The organism is Rhodococcus sp. BH5 (assembly GCF_027583855.1).
Classification (GTDB): Bacteria; Actinomycetota; Actinomycetes; order Mycobacteriales; family Mycobacteriaceae; genus Rhodococcus_F; species Rhodococcus_F qingshengii.
Map to the genome: position 1 here is coordinate 195,357 of NZ_JAJHVW010000003.1, position 15,569 is coordinate 210,925.

A 15,569-nucleotide genomic window follows, 5' to 3' on the forward strand; every position below is an offset into this window, starting at 1 on the left:
CACCGACCCGTACCCGCTTGCCGGGATCGCAAACCAATGTTGGCAGACTGGCACTGTGCAACACACCGTAGTCGTGATCACCGATATCTATGCTCCACCGGCGGTGGTCTTCGATCTCGAACTCGACATGGACGAACACTCGGCCTCGCTCCGCGCAACAGATGAGGTGGCAGTCACGAGTACGGGTAGATCGACGCTGGGAGAGGGCGACGAGGTGTCGTTCACTGCTCGGCATCTCGGGTGGAGATTCTCGATGACAAGCCGGATCACGCAGTACAACCGTCCGTACTCGTTCACAGACGAGCAGGTCCGCGGCCCGTTTGCCGCAATGCGGCACGAGCACGTCTTCGACGTTCAGCCGGGTGGGTGGACGCGGATGCATGACCGCTTCACGGTTACGGCCCCCTTCGGGGCGCCCGGACACCTGGCGCTGAGGTTGGCTGTCGGCCCGTATCTGCGGCGCCTTCTCGAGCAACGCGCCGCGCACATCAAGGGCCGCGCAGAAGTCGGCACGCCTTTCATCGAGTGAACACCCGCTCTGACGCACCGCAGCGAGTGCTCACTCGACAAAACCTGTGTTCACTCAGCAGCAGTCGCACTCGTCACCGCTCTCGGGCACAGCCACAACCGGGCAGCACGGATCACCCTTCCACGCGTTGATGCCTTCTTTCACCGCGATGACGGCGATGACCAGTGCAGCAATCGGATCCGCCCACGACCAGCCGAGCAGCGAGTTGAGCAGCAAACCGACCAACAAGACAGCAGAGAGGTAAGTGCAGAGCAGCGTCTGCTTCGAATCCGCGACCGCCGACAGCGAACCCAACTCCCGACCGGCTCGGCGTTGCGCATAGGACAGGGCCGGCATGATCGCCAAACTCACCGCAGCCAAGAGTATTCCGACGCTCGTGTGCCAAGCTTCCCCCAGACCGAACAGCGACCGAATCGCGTCGAACGAGACGTACGCAGCGAGCCCGAAGAACGAGAATGCGATCACTCGCAGTGCCGTCTTCTCACGGCTCGTCGGATCCGGCGCCGAGAACTGCCAGGCAACAGCTGCCGCCGAGGACACTTCGATCACCGAATCGAGGCCGAAACCGAACAGTGCTGCGGACGACACTCGTGTGCCCTCCGCCATCGCGATGATCGCTTCGACGACGTTGTAGCTGATCGTGATCGCCACGAAGATGCGAATTCTTCTCGACAAGAGCGCACGCCGGTCAGTCGAGAGCCCGACACCGTCAACGGGCGCAACCATCAGCAGCACCCCTCTGATTCGCTGTCCGGGCAGTACGACGGATCCACCGCGAGTACGACCCCGAGCAGGTCGTCGAGGGCCCGACCGATATGTACATCGGCGAGTTCGTATCTGGTCCGGCGCCCTTCCGGGACGGCCACCACCAAGCCGCAACCGCGCAGGCAAGCCAGATGGTTGGACAGCTTCTGCCTGGTCACAGCCAGTGTTTCAGCGAGGTCGGACGGATACCGCGGGGCGGTCTTCAGTTCGAGCAGTATCCGTGTCCGAGTCTCGTCGGACAGTGCATGCCCGAACCTCGCAAGCACCGCCACGTTGGTCACCACATCTACGCCCTCGATATCCATACGTGCGACAGTACATCGAAAACTGGATTCAGAAAACGATGAACTCCGATGGTTCAAGATCCCACCATCGGGTAACGCAAGCGTGAAGCCACCCAACCAAGCGAACACCGGGAGCCCACATCCGATGAACCGTACAAAAGTCGACGACCACGTAGCGCTGGCCGAACTACCGACAACCGGAAGCATCTTCCAGGCCTCGTGGCCGGTGCGTACGGGTGACATCCACACCGACAAACAACTGCGCCTCGACGCGATCGCGCGCTACCTCCAAGACGCGGGCTTCGATAATCTCGTCGACCGCGGCGCCATGGATACACACCCGCTGTGGATGGTACGAAGAACGGTGATCGATGTACTCGAACCGGTCGTCTGGCCGGATCGAGTTCACCTGCAGCGCTGGTGTTCAGGCCTGTCGAACAAGTGGTGTTCGATGCGAGTTCGCATCAGATCCGATGGCGGCGGGTTGATCGAAACCGAGGCGTTCTGGATCAACATCGACCCGAAGACGGGAATGCCGGCATCCATCAGTGAGAAGTTCACCGCCGCCCTGGCATCGACGGCCGTGGACCAGCATCTTCACTGGCGTCGGTGGATCGACCCGACCCCGGACACGACGCCGTCAGCGGATACGCCGTTCCCGTTGCGCTCGAGCGATTTCGACCCCTTCGATCACGTGAACAACGCAATCTACTGGCAGCCCGTGGAAGATGCGCTGCCCGACAGATTACGAAGCGGGCCCTTTCGCGCGATCCTCGAGTACACCCAGCCCATCAAGAGAGGTGAGCAGGTGAGCGTGCGAACCGGCACGAACACGCTGCACATCGACGCAGGCGACGAGGCACGTGCGTCGGCGCGGTGGTTCGCCTTGTCTCCGAAGAGCAACGATCAGGGGTGAAGTTTTCCGAATCCCACGACGGCAGAGTCGGATTGCCAGTCCAGATCATGAACCCGCACCTTGCCGAACTCGTTGCCGCCAACCGTGACCGCAGAGTTGCCGTCCACTGCCACAACGATGTTGGTGTGCTGACCGACCCATCTCGAACTGTCGTAGATCACCACATCACCCACATTCGGGGTGTACCCGCTGCCGTTCTCGGCGTACGCGCCGATCCCTTGGTAATACTCCTGCAAGGTGTACACCCCCGGGATGCGCCAACTTCCGGAGTTCGGGTTGGACAACGGTCGACCCGCTTCCCTCATGATCCAGCTGACAAAGTCGGCGCACCACTCTTCGTCGATGCCGTCGGAATAGAAGGTGCCCGGACGGTCCTGCTCATGCTCGGATTGCAGTAGCTCGAGCACCCGACCTTGATCCGACGTGAGCGCACTCGCGTCCACCGCCGGGAACTCAGCCGTGTCCCAGGGCAGGTACCGCGATGGTGCGACCGCGACGACCACCACTCCAACCACGATCACGACGCCGAGCACCCCGGCGATCCAGAGCACGATGCGGCGTCGGCGGTTCGATTCGGCAGGACTCACCCTTACGAGTGTGCCAGCCTGCCGCGGACCGAATCGTCAACCACCCCGATGACCTGGCAATTCTCACCAAATTCACACGAATGTGCCACCAAACTATTGCGGTGGCACCAAAGTGGTGCCATAGTGATGCCATGGACTTGACACCGTACGTAGACAACCTTCGCCACGAACTCGCGGTGGCGGCCGAAGCAGGCGGAGAAGACGCAAAGGCACTCGCCGATCGTTTGACCGCACCGCTGGAATCAGCAGTGCGACTCACCCTTCTCGACGCATTGTCTGCGGCAGCCGCCGAGATCACGCGTGACCTCGCCCCGGGTTCGGTGGACCTGCGTCTGCGGGGACGCGAACCCGAATTCGTGGTGGCACCAGCCATCAGTGAACCGGTTCCAGCCCCCGTCGAAGAGGACCCGACTCCGGCACCGCGCCCCGTCACGGAGTCCGACGACGCCTCGATGACTCGAATCAACTTGCGGCTGGGGCAAGACCTCAAAGACCGGATCGAGGCGGCGGCCCGGGAAGCCGGTATCTCCGTCAACGCGTGGCTGGTTCGCTCGGCTGCAACGGCTCTGGAAGGCGGCGCGAACAGAAGCACTCCGAGACAGCGCACGTCCCAAGGTTCCGAAAGCTTCAGCGGCTGGGTGCACTGACACCGGCTTCATCTTTCGCACCACCCTCTTTCATCAACCGAGACAACCTCATCGGGAGTATCACCATGCCTACATTCAGCACACCTGACCCCATCACCTTGAACTTCGACGTGGCAGTCGGACACATCCGGATCACGGCGAGCAGCCGCAACGACACTGTCGTGGAAGTGTTGCCCAGCAACTCGTCTCGCGAGGTCGACGTTCGAGTCGCCGAACAAACACGCGTCGAATTCGCAGGTGGCCGGCTGCAGATCAAGACTCCGAAACAGCGCGGCCTCGGCATCTTCGGGAAGACAGGATCTGTGGACATCTCCGTTCAGCTTCCCTCAGGCTCGGAACTCGAAGGCACTGCCGCAGTTGCCAACCTCCGTAGCGAAGGCACTCTCGGACGATCACGGGTGAAGGTTTCCGCGGGCGATTGCACACTGGAAACCACCGGGCCGCTCAACGTCAGCACCGGGGCCGGCGCGATCATCGTCGAGCACGTGGCCGGTGACATCGACACGAGCACCGGGTCCGGAAGCATCCGCATCGGCCGCGTCGACGGCAACGCGGAGGTCAAGAACTCCAACGGCGACATCAACATCGGCACGATCACCGGCGCACTGAAGGCGAAGACCGCCAACGGCAGTGTCGCCGTCGAGCACGCCGAATCCGACGCGAGCGCCGCAACCGCCAACGGCGACATCCGTTTCGAGACCATCGAGAGTGGAGTCGTATCCGCCAAGACGGCCGCCGGGCGAATCCATATCGGCGTTCGATCCGGAACCGCCGCACGATTCGACGCTCATACGTCCTTCGGCCGCGTCGACAACCAGATGAATGCCACGCACGGTCCGGCTTCCACTGAACGCCGGGTAGACGTCCGGGCACACACCAGTTACGGCGACATCGTCATTCGACGTTCGGAGCCCCGAGAAGAATCCAACAAGAAGATCTAGCGAAAGGAACGCTGATGTCCCGTAAACCAGCCATCACCGCGACGGGCCTGAAGAAGGCCTACGACGACAAGACGGTACTGGACGGAATCGACATCTCCGTCGACCGCGGAACCGTCTTTGCACTCCTCGGCCCCAACGGCGCCGGCAAGACCACCATCGTGGAAATCCTCTCGACCCTCGTTCCCGCAGACGGCGGCGACATCCGCATCGCCGGGTACAACCCTTCCGACGATCCCGACGCGGTGCGTTCGCGCATCGGCGTCACCGGGCAGTTCTCAGCAGTCGACGACTATCTGTCCGGTGAGGAAAACCTTCTCCTCATGGCCGACCTGCACCATCTCGGCAAGGACGAACGTCGAACGCGCACTGAAGAACTCCTGAAGAAGTTCGATCTGATCGACTCCGCGGACAAGCTGGCGTCGACCTACTCGGGCGGCATGCGTCGACGGCTCGACCTGGCAATGACGTTGATCGGACGACCGGAGATCATCTTCCTGGACGAGCCCACCACCGGCCTCGACCCCCGGAGCCGACGCACCATGTGGCAGATCATCCGGGAGTTGGTCGAGGGCGGTGTCACCATCTTCCTCACGACCCAGTACCTCGAGGAAGCTGATCAACTGGCCGACCACATCGCCGTCCTCGATCAGGGACGGATCGTCGCCCAAGGTACGGCAGCGGAACTCAAACGGCACATCCCCGGCGGCCACATTCGTCTTCACTTCTTCGACCGAGATCAGCTCGATTCTGCTGCAGCTGTTTTCGACGAATCTTCACGTGACGATGCCGCCTATGTCCTCCAGGTCCCCAGCGACGGGGGTGTCCGCTCGCTGCGCTCTCTTCTCGACCAACTCGACGCTCACTCGATCGACGTCAAGGAACTCTCCGTGCACACACCCGACCTGGACGACGTGTTCCTGACTCTGACCGCCACCGAAAGGACCGACGCGCGATGACCACCATGACGCTTGCCTATCAGGACTCGAAAACCATGCTGCGTCGCAGTATTCGACACATCCTTCGATATCCGTCGATGACGGTGATGCTCGTCGGAATGCCAGTCGTTTTCCTACTGCTGTTCGTCTACGTGCTCGGCGGAACGCTCGGGAACGGCCTCGGCCCCGGCGGTGGCGGTCGAGCCGAGTACGTCAATTACGTTGCACCGGCGATCATTCTGATGACCGTGGCATCAGCGGCACAAGGTACTGCCATCTCCGTCGCAACCGATATGACCGCCGGGATCATTGCACGATTCCGAACGATGGCGATCACGCGCACGTCCGTCCTGACCGGTCACGTTCTCGGCAGCCTCCTTCAGACGATCGTGAGCCTCGTTGTCGTCATCGCCGTAGCGATAGCCGTCGGCTTCCGGCCCACTGCAGGCTTCGTGGAGTGGGCCGCGACGTTTGCACTCCTCGTCCTGGTCTCCATCGCCATGATCTGGTTGTCGGTCGCCTTCGGCCTCGTCAGCAAGAGTGTCGAGACGGCCAGCAACCTTCCAATGGTGTTGATCCTCTTGCCGTTCCTGGGAAGCGGCTTTGTCCCCACCGACTCGATGCCGACCGTGTTGCGATGGTTTGCCGAGTATCAGCCGTTCACTCCGATCATCGAGACTCTTCGAGGACTTCTTCTCGGCGAAGCTATCGGGAACAACGCGATACTCGCGATCGGATGGTGCGTCGCAATCACCTTCCTCTCCTACCTCTGGGCGCGGAGTTTGTTCAACCGACGCCCGGTGCGCTGACCTCGAAACACACGATCTTCGAGAACAGGTACGGTGTCGCTGTCGTCGAGTTCCGAGGCGATGGCGACGTCGTGTGGAAACCCCATGACGATCAACTCGCGCCCTGAGGCGCAGTCCCGTAACCGTTCCTCGTACGAATCCGACACCGCCGCCCACGCATCCGCCGCCATCCGAGCCTCGGGCGATACGTGGCCGTCCCAACCAGCAGCGGTCAGCGCCGTGACAACCGCACCGGCACCCCACAGATCCTCCACCGCCGGGCGCAACTCTCCACCGGGCCACTTCTCCCCGGATGCGACTATCGCAACCCGCGATCCCGGACCATGTTCGTGCACAATCCAATCCGCGACGGCATAAGCGTTCCTCAAGGAAGCGCCGACACACACCGCAACCTCGGACGCCAACGCAAACGCGATAGTCGACCCGTTCGGAGACGGCAGCACCAGCCGACTTGGCGCCTCGGTCTCGCGAATCGTCTTGGGAGACAGACTGATCTGACCCTCTCTGGCCACACTTCGCCGTACAGCCAGAACCGCATCGGCATCACGCGCGTAGTCGACCGCACTCTCGTCATTCCAGGAAAAGGGAAGTACGTCGATTCCCGCGTCGGCGGCAACGCTCAGCGTCGTCGTGAACGAGAGAACGTCTACCACCACTGCCACATCGACGCCGGCAGCAATCGCTTCGGCGCCGCGCAACCCCCAGTCGAATCGAAGTCCGTAATCGAGTTGGCGATGCTCCGGATTCATCGCACCAGCATCTCAGAAACGAATCAGCTTGTCCGGCACGCGCAAGTCATCGTGCTCGTACAGTGCTCGCACGGCAACGGGATCGTCGGCGGCGCACACCGCGGCGACATCGTCCAACAGTAGGTCGTAGTCGGCGCCTGTCTTTCCGTCGTAGGCGTCCGTCATACGACCCCACTCGTCCCACGGCAGAGTTTCGACCTTGTTCATCGCGGCGAGATCCTTCACAGCGTTGCCTCGGATCTCGGCCGGCCCCCAGTTCTCGGTGCCGTACACCCCGAACTGGGACGCGTCGATCTCGCCGCGTCGATATGCCAGCCACGCCTCACCACCACTGAGGAATTCTCCCGACTGCAGATCATGGGCGTGAGGAAGGACGTTCTGTCCGAGGATCTCGGAATCGATGCGGATCCACCGCTTGCCCGCGTCGTCCCAGTACTCGGTGATCCAGTGGTCCACGCCCTGTCCCGGTTGAAAGTAGGTGGCGAAACCACAACGGACCCGGGCGGCAAAACCGCGGTAGCGCAGAAACGCACAACTCAAAACTGCAAAGTGCCGACAGGTTCCGACGAGCCGCTTGTCGGGTTCACGGGCGGAGGTCACCGGTGCCGGATCGAGCGCAAGCAGGCGTTGGAGCAGAACGCTTGCCGGCCGGATCTGGTTTTCGTCGAATCGGTCGGCAGGCAGATTCAGCGACTGAGCATCGGTGGGTTGGACCACCAGGTACGGCACTACCCGGCATATTTTCACGGGGTCGGTGGAGAGCGACTCGAGGGCGAGCATGTCCACCCCGTCGATGCGGGTGAACGGTCCTGCTGATGTGTAGTCGAGAACCGCCGTCATGGGCGGAGGTTAACAAACACTGCCGACACAGCAACTCCACTATGGTTAGGGTCCCATAACCATGAAACCCGAGGTTGCCGTGAACCCTATGTTGAGCCGCCGTGCCATGCTGTCCGTCACCTTCGCAACAGCAGCCGGTTTCGCCCTTGCTGCCTGCGGCGAGAGTGCGAAAGACGAATCCACTCCCGGCACCGAAGGTGCTCACGCCGAGGCCAACGCCTTCCCGGTGACGATCGACCACAAGTTCGGCTCCACCACCATCGAGCAGGCACCCAGCCGCATCGCAGCGGTCGGCATCGGCGACGCAGACGTACTGCTTTCCCTCGGGCTGACGCCCGTCCTGGTCCCGGTGTGGAAGGGATCGACCGACGACGGAATCGGCGTCTGGGCCGACTCTGCAGTCCAGGGCGCCGAGCCGACGCCATTGGCCAACGCCACCACCGATTTCGACATCGAAACGATCGTGGCTGCAGCGCCTGACTTGATCATCGCCGTCAACAACGCGATCGACGAGGATCTGTACAAGCAGCTCAGCGCCATCGCGCCGACGGTGCTGCACGCCGCCGATCAGACTGATTGGGTTCTGCCCTGGCAGGAAGTCACGACCCGTATCGGCACCGCTGTGGGCGTTCCCGCGCAGGCAAAGCAGGAGGTCCAGGAAGTCGAAGACCTCATCGTTCGCACCCGAGCGGAGAACCCCCAGTTCGAAGGCAAGACAGCAGCTCTCGTCATTCGCTGGAGCGATGGAAATCTTCGAGCGTTCAGCCCCGAGGCTGCGCGCGCTCAGCTGCTCACGCAACTGGGGTTCACGGCGCCTGCCGCACTGAAGGATCGGTTCGCGGGCAAGCTGAACTACGAGATCTCCGCCGAGAACTACGACCTTCTCGAGTGCGACTACCTGCTCTTCGACAACTACGAGAAGGCTCGCGCCGAGATGGAGTCGCAGCCGGCGTTCACCAATCTGAACGTGGTCGAGACCGGAGGCCTGATCAGCTTGGACCCCATCGTCAGTGACGCGGTGTCCATGCCGAACCCGCTCACCATTCCGTTTGTGCTGGAAGATTTCGTCGCAAAGATCAATCAGACGATCGCGGGTCGATAACCTTCGTTCGGCCTGACCACACCCACAACACCACAGCCGACACGGCCACGCAGAGCGCAACGATCACCCATGGTGACGCCGGCGCTGCGTGGCCTTTGTCGACGAGGTCGTACACGAATCCGACTCCCACGGTTCCCAGGAGCGCGAGCAGACCGCCGATCGTGTTGAGCATGCCGAAGTGCGCTCCGAGGTTGCTTTCACGACCGAGGATCGCGATGGTGTCTCGCATCGGCGGCACCATCAACATCTGTCCCAGGTGCAGCAGCCCGATCCACACCGCCAGACCGACTATCTGCGTCGACGCCGAAGCTGCGGAGTCGACGCCGGTGACCAGCGGAACCAGGAACGACACCGAAATGAGCACAAGCCCGAAGGTGATCGCGCGCCGATGCCCGATGCGGTGGGCAACCGCGACCGTCGGTCCCTGCCCGACGATCACCAACACCGCCGCGCCCACGTAGAACCATCCCAGCGCCGACTGCGAACCGATTCCGCGCTCGAGCTGTTCCGGAAGCATCAGGTACAGCTGGCTGTACGCAACCAGCTGAAAACTGCAGAGCGTCGCGAAGAGCAGAAAGTTGTTGTTGGTCAGGACACTTCGCCAGACGTCGCGCAGCGTATAGGTCGACACCGGGCCGTCGTGGGCATCGCCCGGTCGGGGGAACCAGATGAAGAACCCGACCCACATGATCGCGAAGAGCAACGCGGCGCTCGACGCCGTCCACGAGAACGGAAACATCAACAGAGCAGCTCCCAGCGCCGGACCGATCACTGTTCCCAGGCGGCTGCACATCTGTTCCACTGCAAACAAATCGGTACGACGCATAACTCCGGCGGACTCGAGTTCGCGTCCGTACTCCGCGTTGGCCGACTCCACTGCGGGCGCGAAGAGCGCGGCAGCAAAGCCGACCAGGAGCACGCCGACGATCACGGCGCTCATGCTTTCTGCCAGACCGAGCATCAGAAAACCGACTACACGAACGGCTATGCCCAGCAGGATGATCGGACGCTTGCCGAACCTGTCGGCGAGGCTTCCACCGATGAAGAACATGCCCTGCTGACTGAACATCCGCAATCCGAGGACGAGGCCGACAATCCAGGCCGCAAATCCGAGGTCCTCCGAAAGGTGCACCGCCAGAAAGGGGACAACCAGATAGAACCCGATGTTGAACAGCACCATCGAGAGGAGGAGCAGCTTCACCACCGGCGGCAGGACACGAACCTTCGCGAAGGTCTTGTTACCGGGGAAACGCTCACTGAGTACCACGATCAGAAGACTATTGCCCGCACGGCGTTCTGTGGAAATCTGCCATTTTACAATTGGTTAACTGTCCGTTTAGGTAGCGATGGTAATCATCTTCCGGGGGTTCGAGCACACGACAACGAGAGCCGGGATTTGATGAATGGATTGACGCGCCGCCAGATGGTCAAGGCGATGGCGGTAGCCGCGGGCACAGTCACCGCGAGCGCATTTACATTGGGTGCCAATACCTCCGTCGCGGGGGCGAGCCCCGCGCAGGAGATCAAAGTGCTCTCCCTCAACACCTGGCACGGCGGAACCAAGATCAACGGTGGCCTGCAGCTGATCGCCGACATGATCATCTCGACACAGGCGTCGATAGTTCTCCTGTCGGAAGCCGGCACTGCGACAACTGCATTGGCGGACATGCTGACCAAATCAGGAACCACCTTCTACGGAGCAGCGTCCTCCGACGTGGGGATTCTCTCCAAGTTTCCGATCGAGGAAACAGCCGACCTGAACTCGATGATCAAGGCAGTCGTGACGGTCGACGGCAAACAAATCGCCGCCTACTCGGCACATCTGGCCTACACGTCCTACGCGACGTATCTACCGCGCGGATACGGCGCGGGTGTTCCCAAGCCCGGAGAGTTCTCCGAGTTCGGCTGGAACAAGATGCCGTCCGGTCCGGTCACGGACCCCGAGACGGTTCAGCGCGTGAACATCAATTCGGGACGACCCAAGGCAATTTCGACGTTCGTCGACGATGCGGCAAAAGAACGGGCCAAGGGCAGATCCGTCATCCTCGGTGGCGATTTCAACGAACCGTCGGCCCTGGATTGGACCGACGGCACGCGAAATCTGTTCGACCACAACGGTGTAGTCGTTCCTTGGGAATCCACCCGCCTGCTCGACCAAGCCGGATTCGTCGACGCTTACCGCAGTAAGTACCCGAACCCGGCCACACACCCGGGCTTCACCTGGCCGTCCGACAATCCCGACGTCGACACCTCACAGCTCACCTGGGCACCCGAGGCAGACGAACGCGATCGGATCGACTACATCTTCGCCGATCGCGCTTCCGACCTGAAGTTGGGATCTGTAGGAATCATCGGACCCCGAAAGACGATCGTGCACAACCAAAGAGTGGAAGAGAACTCCCAGGACAACTTCATCGCTTCGCCGACGCCGTGGCCGACCGATCACAAAGCCGTTCTTGCGACGTATCGTTTTGCCAGCTTCGGCGGCGGATCATCGACCGGTTCGTGGAGCGGTTCCTGACAGGGCATCTCGTAGCCAGTCGATCATCATCGGCGTCAACTCGGGCAGCTTGGTCACTGCGCAGTGCCCCGCATCCGGGATGACGTGTACCTGAGTGTTCGGGCGCTCCTCGAAGAGAGTGGTGTCCGAGAGCGGAATGTGAACGTCGTCGGCCCCGTTGACCACAAGCATCGGGGTCCGGCCGTCGTCTGCGGTCATCAAGGCACTGCGATCGAAAGCACGCAGACCCTGTACCAGTGCATCTTTGGTTGCCGGCGCATCGAAACCCAGTGCGTTTCCGACGATGTCACCCATGCCGTAGACCAGGCGCTCCGCGTTCGCGGTCTCGAACGCGCCCTTGACCGGGGCGCCGATGTTGATCACCGCATCGACGGCGCCGGTCAACCCCGACCGCACGGCGAAGTTGCCACCGAAGGAGACTCCCAGGTGTGCCACCTGGCCATTGCCGAGGGCGCGAGCCGTCGATACGAGCCCGTCGAGCACCTCGTCGCCGAAAGCATCGAGAGGAACGGGTGATTCACCAGTTCCCGGCTGATCGAAAGCGACAACCGTCACCCCGGCGTTCTTCGCGAACGCGCTGGCCAACGGATGCATGTCCATCTTCCAGCCGTCGACGCCGCCGCTGAGCAACAGGACGGGTGCGTCTTCGTACCGTCCGTCCGCCGAGAGGATGTGTACCGGTAGCTCGATCTCGCCGTTTCGGTAGGGCAGGGACAGGATTCGACGCTCGAACTCGAGCCCGAATCCCGGTGCTGCCTTGACGTATTCGTCCACCTGATTCTGCAGGGCCCGGCGCCGCGAATCGTTGGCCAGGACGGGGAACTTGGCGATTCCGTAGATCATCGCCGCGAGTGAATGATTGCCGGCCGCGGAGTACTTTGCTGCCAACGCCGACCACTCGTACGACCAACCACCCGGCGCGTCGGCCCAGGTCGAGTGGATGGACGCGCGCAGTTCCTCGAGATCCGAGACGGGGAGCCCGAAGCTCAGAAACTGTCCTGTGCGCTCTTCGAAGAGGCCTCGGTGATCGACAGGAAATTCGTATGACATGGGAAAACACCCCTCAATTCATCTCTAATGCAACGATCAGTTGCATTAGCTCAGTGAACCACGTGCCTCCAGCTAACACAACACCTTGTTGCGATAAGGTTGACTCATGACTTCGACACCACAACGGCCCGGAGGGCGTAGTGCCAGGGTGCGCGAGGCCGTCCTGGCAGCCACGGCGGCCGAATTGTCCGAACGCGGATTCGCCGCGATGACCATCGAGGACATAGCCACCCGCTCCGGAGTCCACAAGACCACGATCTACCGGCGATGGAGCACGCTGTCCCAACTGGTGGCCGACGCGGCCGTCGAGGTATCGGCAACCACCGTTCCCATCCCGGATACCGGTTCCATCGAATCCGATCTGCGCGAGATGGCCAGATCGATAGTCGCACTGGTGACCAGCGAGTCAGGCGGCGCGTTGGTGGCTGCACTGTTCTCCGATGCGGTCCGCACGCCCGAGGTCGCGAGACTCAAGCGCGAGTTCTATTCCGCACGTTACGAACTGGCAGACATCGTCGTTCGCCGAGCAGTCGAGCGCGGGGAGATCTCCGAGAAGGTCTCGGCCGCGGATCTTCTGGCGGCCGTCGCCGCACCCATCTACTATCGCCTGCTGGTCGCCGATCTACCCGTCGACCAGTCGGTTGCCGATCGTGCTGCTGCCGGCGCGCTCGCCGCGGCCCGCGCCGGGGCACTCGATCAGATCGAATGAGCCAGTGAATTCAGAGCTTCCACGATTGCCTCGTTGAATCCGCCACCGCCATGCCCGGCGTCGTCGAGCACCACCAACTGACTACCCGGCCACCGCTGGTGGATCGCCCAGGCAGTGTCGAGTGGCCCGGAAATGTCATACCGTCCGTGCACGAGAATCGCGGGAATCTCAGCGAGGCGGTCCATTCCGTCCAAGATCTGATTCGGCGCCAGGAAGCAGTCGTTACCCCAGTAATGCGTGACCAGCCTGGTCATCACGCGACGGAAGTCCGGATTCTGGTATCGAACACTCGGAGTCCACCCCGGCATCAGCGAGACGTGCACGTCTTCCCAACGGCACCACTGCAACGCGGCATTCTCGCGCACAACAGGATCCGGATCGGCGAGCAGTCGCGCGTATGCCGCGGGGAGGTTTCCGTCACGCTCGTCCACCGGCAACGGCGCCACGAACTCTTCCCATTCACGCGGAAATACCCGGCCCATGGCACGGGTGATCCACTCGATTTCGACCCTCGTCCCGCCGGTGATCGCGCCCAGGGCCATCGCTTGCACCCGCGCGGGAAACGCCTGCGCGTACACCAGACCCAAACTCACGCCCCAGGAAAGTCCCGTGACGATCCATCGCTCGATACCGAGATGCTCACGAAGACGCTCGATGTCTTCCACAATGTGCGCCGTGGTGTTCACGGTCAGATCGACGTCCGGACTGCTCGCTAGCGGAAGACTGCGCCCACAGCCTCGCTGATCGAACAGAACTGCGCGAAAGACTTCGGGATCGAAGAAACGCCTGGCGCCGACAGTGCATCCCGAACCGGGACCGCCGTGGAGGTAGAGAACCGGAATGCCCGCAGGATTGCCGACTGTCTCCCAGTACAGACTCTGACCATCCGCCACTTCCAACAGACCGGACTCGTACGGTTCGACGGGCGGGTACAGGACAGCAGTCATAGGCGGTGATTCTTCCATCAAGCTGCCTACTCGAGTAGGCAGCACGCGGCCGAGCAATGGCCTAGCGTGGACAGGACACCACTGCGACGGGAGTACACCAGATGCGTGATGGGTTCAGGTTGCCGGGATACGGCGGCGCCGCAGTCTTCCTTCGCAGTCATGCGGTTCCCGCCACTGTCTTCGAATCCGACGTACCCACACTCGTTTTCGACGTCGGGCTGCTCAGCCCCGACCGCTTCAATCAGTATCTCAGCCGACATACGGACGACGGATTCGTCGAACGGCTGGCGGCGTTCTTCTTTCACGCGGCCGCAGACTTCCATCCCGAGAAATCGCTTCCGGCGTTCACCGACGAACGACTCGGGCTGATGATCTCGGTCTGTTCCAGCACCGATCGAGAGGTGGAACTCGACTTCTCACTCGCCGAAGATCCCGAATCGGAGGACACCGAACGCGACGAGATGACCTTCGAGACAAGCCGAGTCGTCCTCGCGACCTCGGCGCAGACGGTTTCTCGACTGACCGGTGGAGTAACCACCCACTTCGACGGGGAGTTGTAGAGACATGGGTTTTCTCTTCGAGGTTCTCGATTTTCCCGAAGGCAGTCGGATGACCGATCTGTGGAACAACACATGGGCTGAGCCGGCAATGGGCGAGGAGATTGCCTCCGGCCACTTCATTCATCTGGGCGACGATCAACACGTCGACGTGGAGACCGATTTTCTCAGTAGCCACCTACCGTTCAACGTGGCAGGCTTCGGTGGAGTCTTTCCCGACGGCAAACCTTGGATGTTCGTCATGCAGAAGGCGCCGGCGGACCTCGCGACCAGGCTTCGCGGCGAGGACGATCCGCACTCACTTCTGCGCGGATCACTCGACCGCGCCATGTCTTTCAACCCTGATGCACTGGTGGCCGAGGAATTGTCCTGGAGGCACGCCGATCTGGTGAAGGTGTACGAGGAAGAGGGAATCCCTGCGGTATCCGTCGCGGGTTGGTCGGTTGCGGATCTCCTGCGTGGCCTCTTGGCGCAGTGTTGCAACGTCGAACTTGCCGCCGTCGTCGCCGGATACCCAGAGTGCGCCTATCCCGAATCGGCGCATGCGTGCGAAGCGGACGTGTTCTCAGACGTGTTCGCCGGTTGGGTCAGCGGACTGCGGTGATGTGACGGAGGAGACTCCACCCTCCCGATATTTCGGAGTAGACTCATTTATGAGCGTGATCCGAAATGGAACGAGGT

19 protein-coding genes are annotated in these 15,569 nt (G+C 61.8%); 11 read left to right on the forward strand and 8 right to left on the reverse strand.

The features are described from left to right. The first annotated feature begins 55 nt into the window (after positions 1–55). On the forward strand, positions 56–529 hold the full coding sequence (locus RhoBH5_RS09945; protein WP_214660270.1) for an SRPBCC family protein: 474 nt from the start codon (positions 56–58) through the stop codon (positions 527–529). Between the two features lie 54 nt (positions 530–583). Here RhoBH5_RS09945 and RhoBH5_RS09950 read toward each other — a convergent pair whose 3' ends face one another. Both RhoBH5_RS09950 and RhoBH5_RS09955 read right to left on the reverse strand, forming a co-directional pair. Further along, on the reverse strand, positions 584–1,255 hold the full coding sequence (locus RhoBH5_RS09950) for a cation transporter (RefSeq protein WP_228401454.1): 672 nt from the start codon (positions 1,253–1,255) through the stop codon (positions 584–586). Continuing rightward, a complete protein-coding gene (locus tag RhoBH5_RS09955; protein ID WP_007730375.1) occupies positions 1,255–1,599 on the reverse strand; it encodes an ArsR/SmtB family transcription factor in 345 nt (114 codons plus the stop codon). The genes RhoBH5_RS09950 and RhoBH5_RS09955 overlap by 1 nt, the downstream gene beginning before the upstream one ends. 124 nt (positions 1,600–1,723) lie before the next feature. Here RhoBH5_RS09955 and RhoBH5_RS09960 point away from each other — a divergent pair, with 124 nt between their 5' ends. Beyond that, entirely contained in the window at positions 1,724–2,494 is a 771-nt protein-coding gene (locus tag RhoBH5_RS09960) for an acyl-[acyl-carrier-protein] thioesterase (protein ID WP_007730372.1), read from the forward strand. On the opposite strand, the gene RhoBH5_RS09965 is transcribed toward RhoBH5_RS09960, so the two are convergent. Next, positions 2,485–3,081 carry a CHAP domain-containing protein gene (locus RhoBH5_RS09965; protein WP_064075052.1) on the reverse strand — a complete coding sequence of 199 codons (597 nt, stop codon included), beginning with the start codon at positions 3,079–3,081 and terminating at the stop codon, positions 2,485–2,487. The two genes, RhoBH5_RS09960 and RhoBH5_RS09965, sit on opposite strands and share 10 nt — an antisense overlap. Before the next feature lie 131 nt (positions 3,082–3,212). Here RhoBH5_RS09965 and RhoBH5_RS09970 point away from each other — a divergent pair, with 131 nt between their 5' ends. The 4 genes from RhoBH5_RS09970 to RhoBH5_RS09985 all read left to right on the forward strand — a co-directional run bounded on the left by RhoBH5_RS09970 (position 3,213) and on the right by RhoBH5_RS09985 (position 6,413). Then, a complete protein-coding gene (locus RhoBH5_RS09970) occupies positions 3,213–3,728 on the forward strand; it encodes a toxin-antitoxin system HicB family antitoxin (protein WP_007730367.1) in 516 nt (171 codons plus the stop codon). A 65-nt stretch (positions 3,729–3,793) separates the two neighbouring features. Further along, a complete protein-coding gene (locus tag RhoBH5_RS09975) occupies positions 3,794–4,669 on the forward strand; it encodes a DUF4097 family beta strand repeat-containing protein (protein WP_270008211.1) in 876 nt (291 codons plus the stop codon). Positions 4,670–4,683: 14 nt separating this feature from the next. Next, positions 4,684–5,625 carry an ATP-binding cassette domain-containing protein gene (locus tag RhoBH5_RS09980; protein WP_064443578.1) on the forward strand — a complete coding sequence of 314 codons (942 nt, stop codon included), beginning with the start codon at positions 4,684–4,686 and terminating at the stop codon, positions 5,623–5,625. After that, entirely contained in the window at positions 5,622–6,413 is a 792-nt protein-coding gene (locus RhoBH5_RS09985) for an ABC transporter permease (RefSeq protein WP_054780764.1), read from the forward strand. Before RhoBH5_RS09980 ends, RhoBH5_RS09985 begins: the two co-directional genes overlap by 4 nt. Here RhoBH5_RS09985 and RhoBH5_RS09990 read toward each other — a convergent pair. Both RhoBH5_RS09990 and RhoBH5_RS09995 read right to left on the reverse strand, forming a co-directional pair. Further along, positions 6,368–7,162 (reverse strand): 2-phosphosulfolactate phosphatase, encoded by a 795-nt coding sequence (locus RhoBH5_RS09990; protein WP_158170359.1) that lies wholly within the window; start codon positions 7,160–7,162, stop codon positions 6,368–6,370. The two genes, RhoBH5_RS09985 and RhoBH5_RS09990, sit on opposite strands and share 46 nt — an antisense overlap. Before the next feature lie 12 nt (positions 7,163–7,174). Further along, entirely contained in the window at positions 7,175–8,002 is an 828-nt protein-coding gene (locus tag RhoBH5_RS09995) for a transglutaminase domain-containing protein (protein ID WP_204855258.1), read from the reverse strand. An 88-nt stretch (positions 8,003–8,090) separates the two neighbouring features. On the opposite strand from RhoBH5_RS09995, the gene RhoBH5_RS10000 reads away from it, so the two are divergent. Beyond that, positions 8,091–9,104, forward strand: a complete 1,014-nt coding sequence (locus tag RhoBH5_RS10000; RefSeq protein WP_270008212.1) for an ABC transporter substrate-binding protein — start codon at positions 8,091–8,093, stop codon at positions 9,102–9,104. Here RhoBH5_RS10000 and RhoBH5_RS10005 read toward each other — a convergent pair. After that, positions 9,079–10,371 carry an MFS transporter gene (locus RhoBH5_RS10005; RefSeq protein WP_270008213.1) on the reverse strand — a complete coding sequence of 431 codons (1,293 nt, stop codon included), beginning with the start codon at positions 10,369–10,371 and terminating at the stop codon, positions 9,079–9,081. The two genes, RhoBH5_RS10000 and RhoBH5_RS10005, sit on opposite strands and share 26 nt — an antisense overlap. 132 nt (positions 10,372–10,503) lie before the next feature. On the opposite strand from RhoBH5_RS10005, the gene RhoBH5_RS10010 reads away from it, so the two are divergent. Continuing rightward, complete coding sequence (locus tag RhoBH5_RS10010) at positions 10,504–11,625, forward strand: endonuclease/exonuclease/phosphatase family protein (protein WP_064075055.1); 1,122 nt, start codon at positions 10,504–10,506, stop codon at positions 11,623–11,625. On the opposite strand, the gene RhoBH5_RS10015 is transcribed toward RhoBH5_RS10010, so the two are convergent. Then, positions 11,596–12,675, reverse strand: a complete 1,080-nt coding sequence (locus tag RhoBH5_RS10015; RefSeq protein WP_270008214.1) for an alpha/beta fold hydrolase — start codon at positions 12,673–12,675, stop codon at positions 11,596–11,598. The genes RhoBH5_RS10010 and RhoBH5_RS10015 overlap by 30 nt on opposite strands. Positions 12,676–12,781: 106 nt before the next feature. On the opposite strand from RhoBH5_RS10015, the gene RhoBH5_RS10020 reads away from it, so the two are divergent. Next, a complete protein-coding gene (locus RhoBH5_RS10020; protein ID WP_242430656.1) occupies positions 12,782–13,384 on the forward strand; it encodes a TetR/AcrR family transcriptional regulator in 603 nt (200 codons plus the stop codon). Here RhoBH5_RS10020 and pip read toward each other — a convergent pair. Further along, positions 13,372–14,331 (reverse strand): prolyl aminopeptidase, encoded by a 960-nt coding sequence (pip, locus tag RhoBH5_RS10025; protein WP_083056282.1) that lies wholly within the window; start codon positions 14,329–14,331, stop codon positions 13,372–13,374. The genes RhoBH5_RS10020 and pip overlap by 13 nt on opposite strands. Positions 14,332–14,432: 101 nt before the next feature. Here pip and RhoBH5_RS10030 point away from each other — a divergent pair, with 101 nt between their 5' ends. Together RhoBH5_RS10030 and RhoBH5_RS10035 are read left to right on the forward strand one after the other, a co-directional pair. Next, a complete protein-coding gene (locus RhoBH5_RS10030; protein ID WP_003942982.1) occupies positions 14,433–14,891 on the forward strand; it encodes a hypothetical protein in 459 nt (152 codons plus the stop codon). Positions 14,892–14,895: 4 nt separating this feature from the next. Next, entirely contained in the window at positions 14,896–15,492 is a 597-nt protein-coding gene (locus RhoBH5_RS10035) for a hypothetical protein (RefSeq protein WP_007730333.1), read from the forward strand. The last annotated feature ends 77 nt before the right edge of the window (positions 15,493–15,569 follow it).

Excerpts from the sequence above, each read along its gene's own strand:
- RhoBH5_RS09950 (WP_228401454.1), bottom strand. The coding sequence starts at position 1,255 with ATGGTTGCGCCCGTTGACGGTGTCGGGCTCTCGACTGACCGGCGTGCG.
- RhoBH5_RS09955 (WP_007730375.1), bottom strand. The coding sequence starts at position 1,599 with ATGGATATCGAGGGCGTAGATGTGGTGACCAACGTGGCGGTGCTTGCG.
- RhoBH5_RS09960 (WP_007730372.1), top strand. The coding sequence starts at position 1,724 with ATGAACCGTACAAAAGTCGACGACCACGTAGCGCTGGCCGAACTACCG.
- RhoBH5_RS09970 (WP_007730367.1), top strand. The coding sequence starts at position 3,213 with ATGGACTTGACACCGTACGTAGACAACCTTCGCCACGAACTCGCGGTG.
- RhoBH5_RS09975 (WP_270008211.1), top strand. The coding sequence starts at position 3,794 with ATGCCTACATTCAGCACACCTGACCCCATCACCTTGAACTTCGACGTG.
- RhoBH5_RS09980 (WP_064443578.1), top strand. The coding sequence starts at position 4,684 with ATGTCCCGTAAACCAGCCATCACCGCGACGGGCCTGAAGAAGGCCTAC.
- RhoBH5_RS09985 (WP_054780764.1), top strand. The coding sequence starts at position 5,622 with ATGACCACCATGACGCTTGCCTATCAGGACTCGAAAACCATGCTGCGT.
- RhoBH5_RS09990 (WP_158170359.1), bottom strand. The coding sequence starts at position 7,162 with ATGAATCCGGAGCATCGCCAACTCGATTACGGACTTCGATTCGACTGG.
- RhoBH5_RS09995 (WP_204855258.1), bottom strand. The coding sequence starts at position 8,002 with ATGACGGCGGTTCTCGACTACACATCAGCAGGACCGTTCACCCGCATC.
- RhoBH5_RS10000 (WP_270008212.1), top strand. The coding sequence starts at position 8,091 with ATGTTGAGCCGCCGTGCCATGCTGTCCGTCACCTTCGCAACAGCAGCC.
- RhoBH5_RS10010 (WP_064075055.1), top strand. The coding sequence starts at position 10,504 with ATGAATGGATTGACGCGCCGCCAGATGGTCAAGGCGATGGCGGTAGCC.
- RhoBH5_RS10015 (WP_270008214.1), bottom strand. The coding sequence starts at position 12,675 with ATGTCATACGAATTTCCTGTCGATCACCGAGGCCTCTTCGAAGAGCGC.
- RhoBH5_RS10020 (WP_242430656.1), top strand. The coding sequence starts at position 12,782 with ATGACTTCGACACCACAACGGCCCGGAGGGCGTAGTGCCAGGGTGCGC.
- pip (WP_083056282.1), bottom strand. The coding sequence starts at position 14,331 with ATGACTGCTGTCCTGTACCCGCCCGTCGAACCGTACGAGTCCGGTCTG.
- RhoBH5_RS10030 (WP_003942982.1), top strand. The coding sequence starts at position 14,433 with ATGCGTGATGGGTTCAGGTTGCCGGGATACGGCGGCGCCGCAGTCTTC.
- RhoBH5_RS10035 (WP_007730333.1), top strand. The coding sequence starts at position 14,896 with ATGGGTTTTCTCTTCGAGGTTCTCGATTTTCCCGAAGGCAGTCGGATG.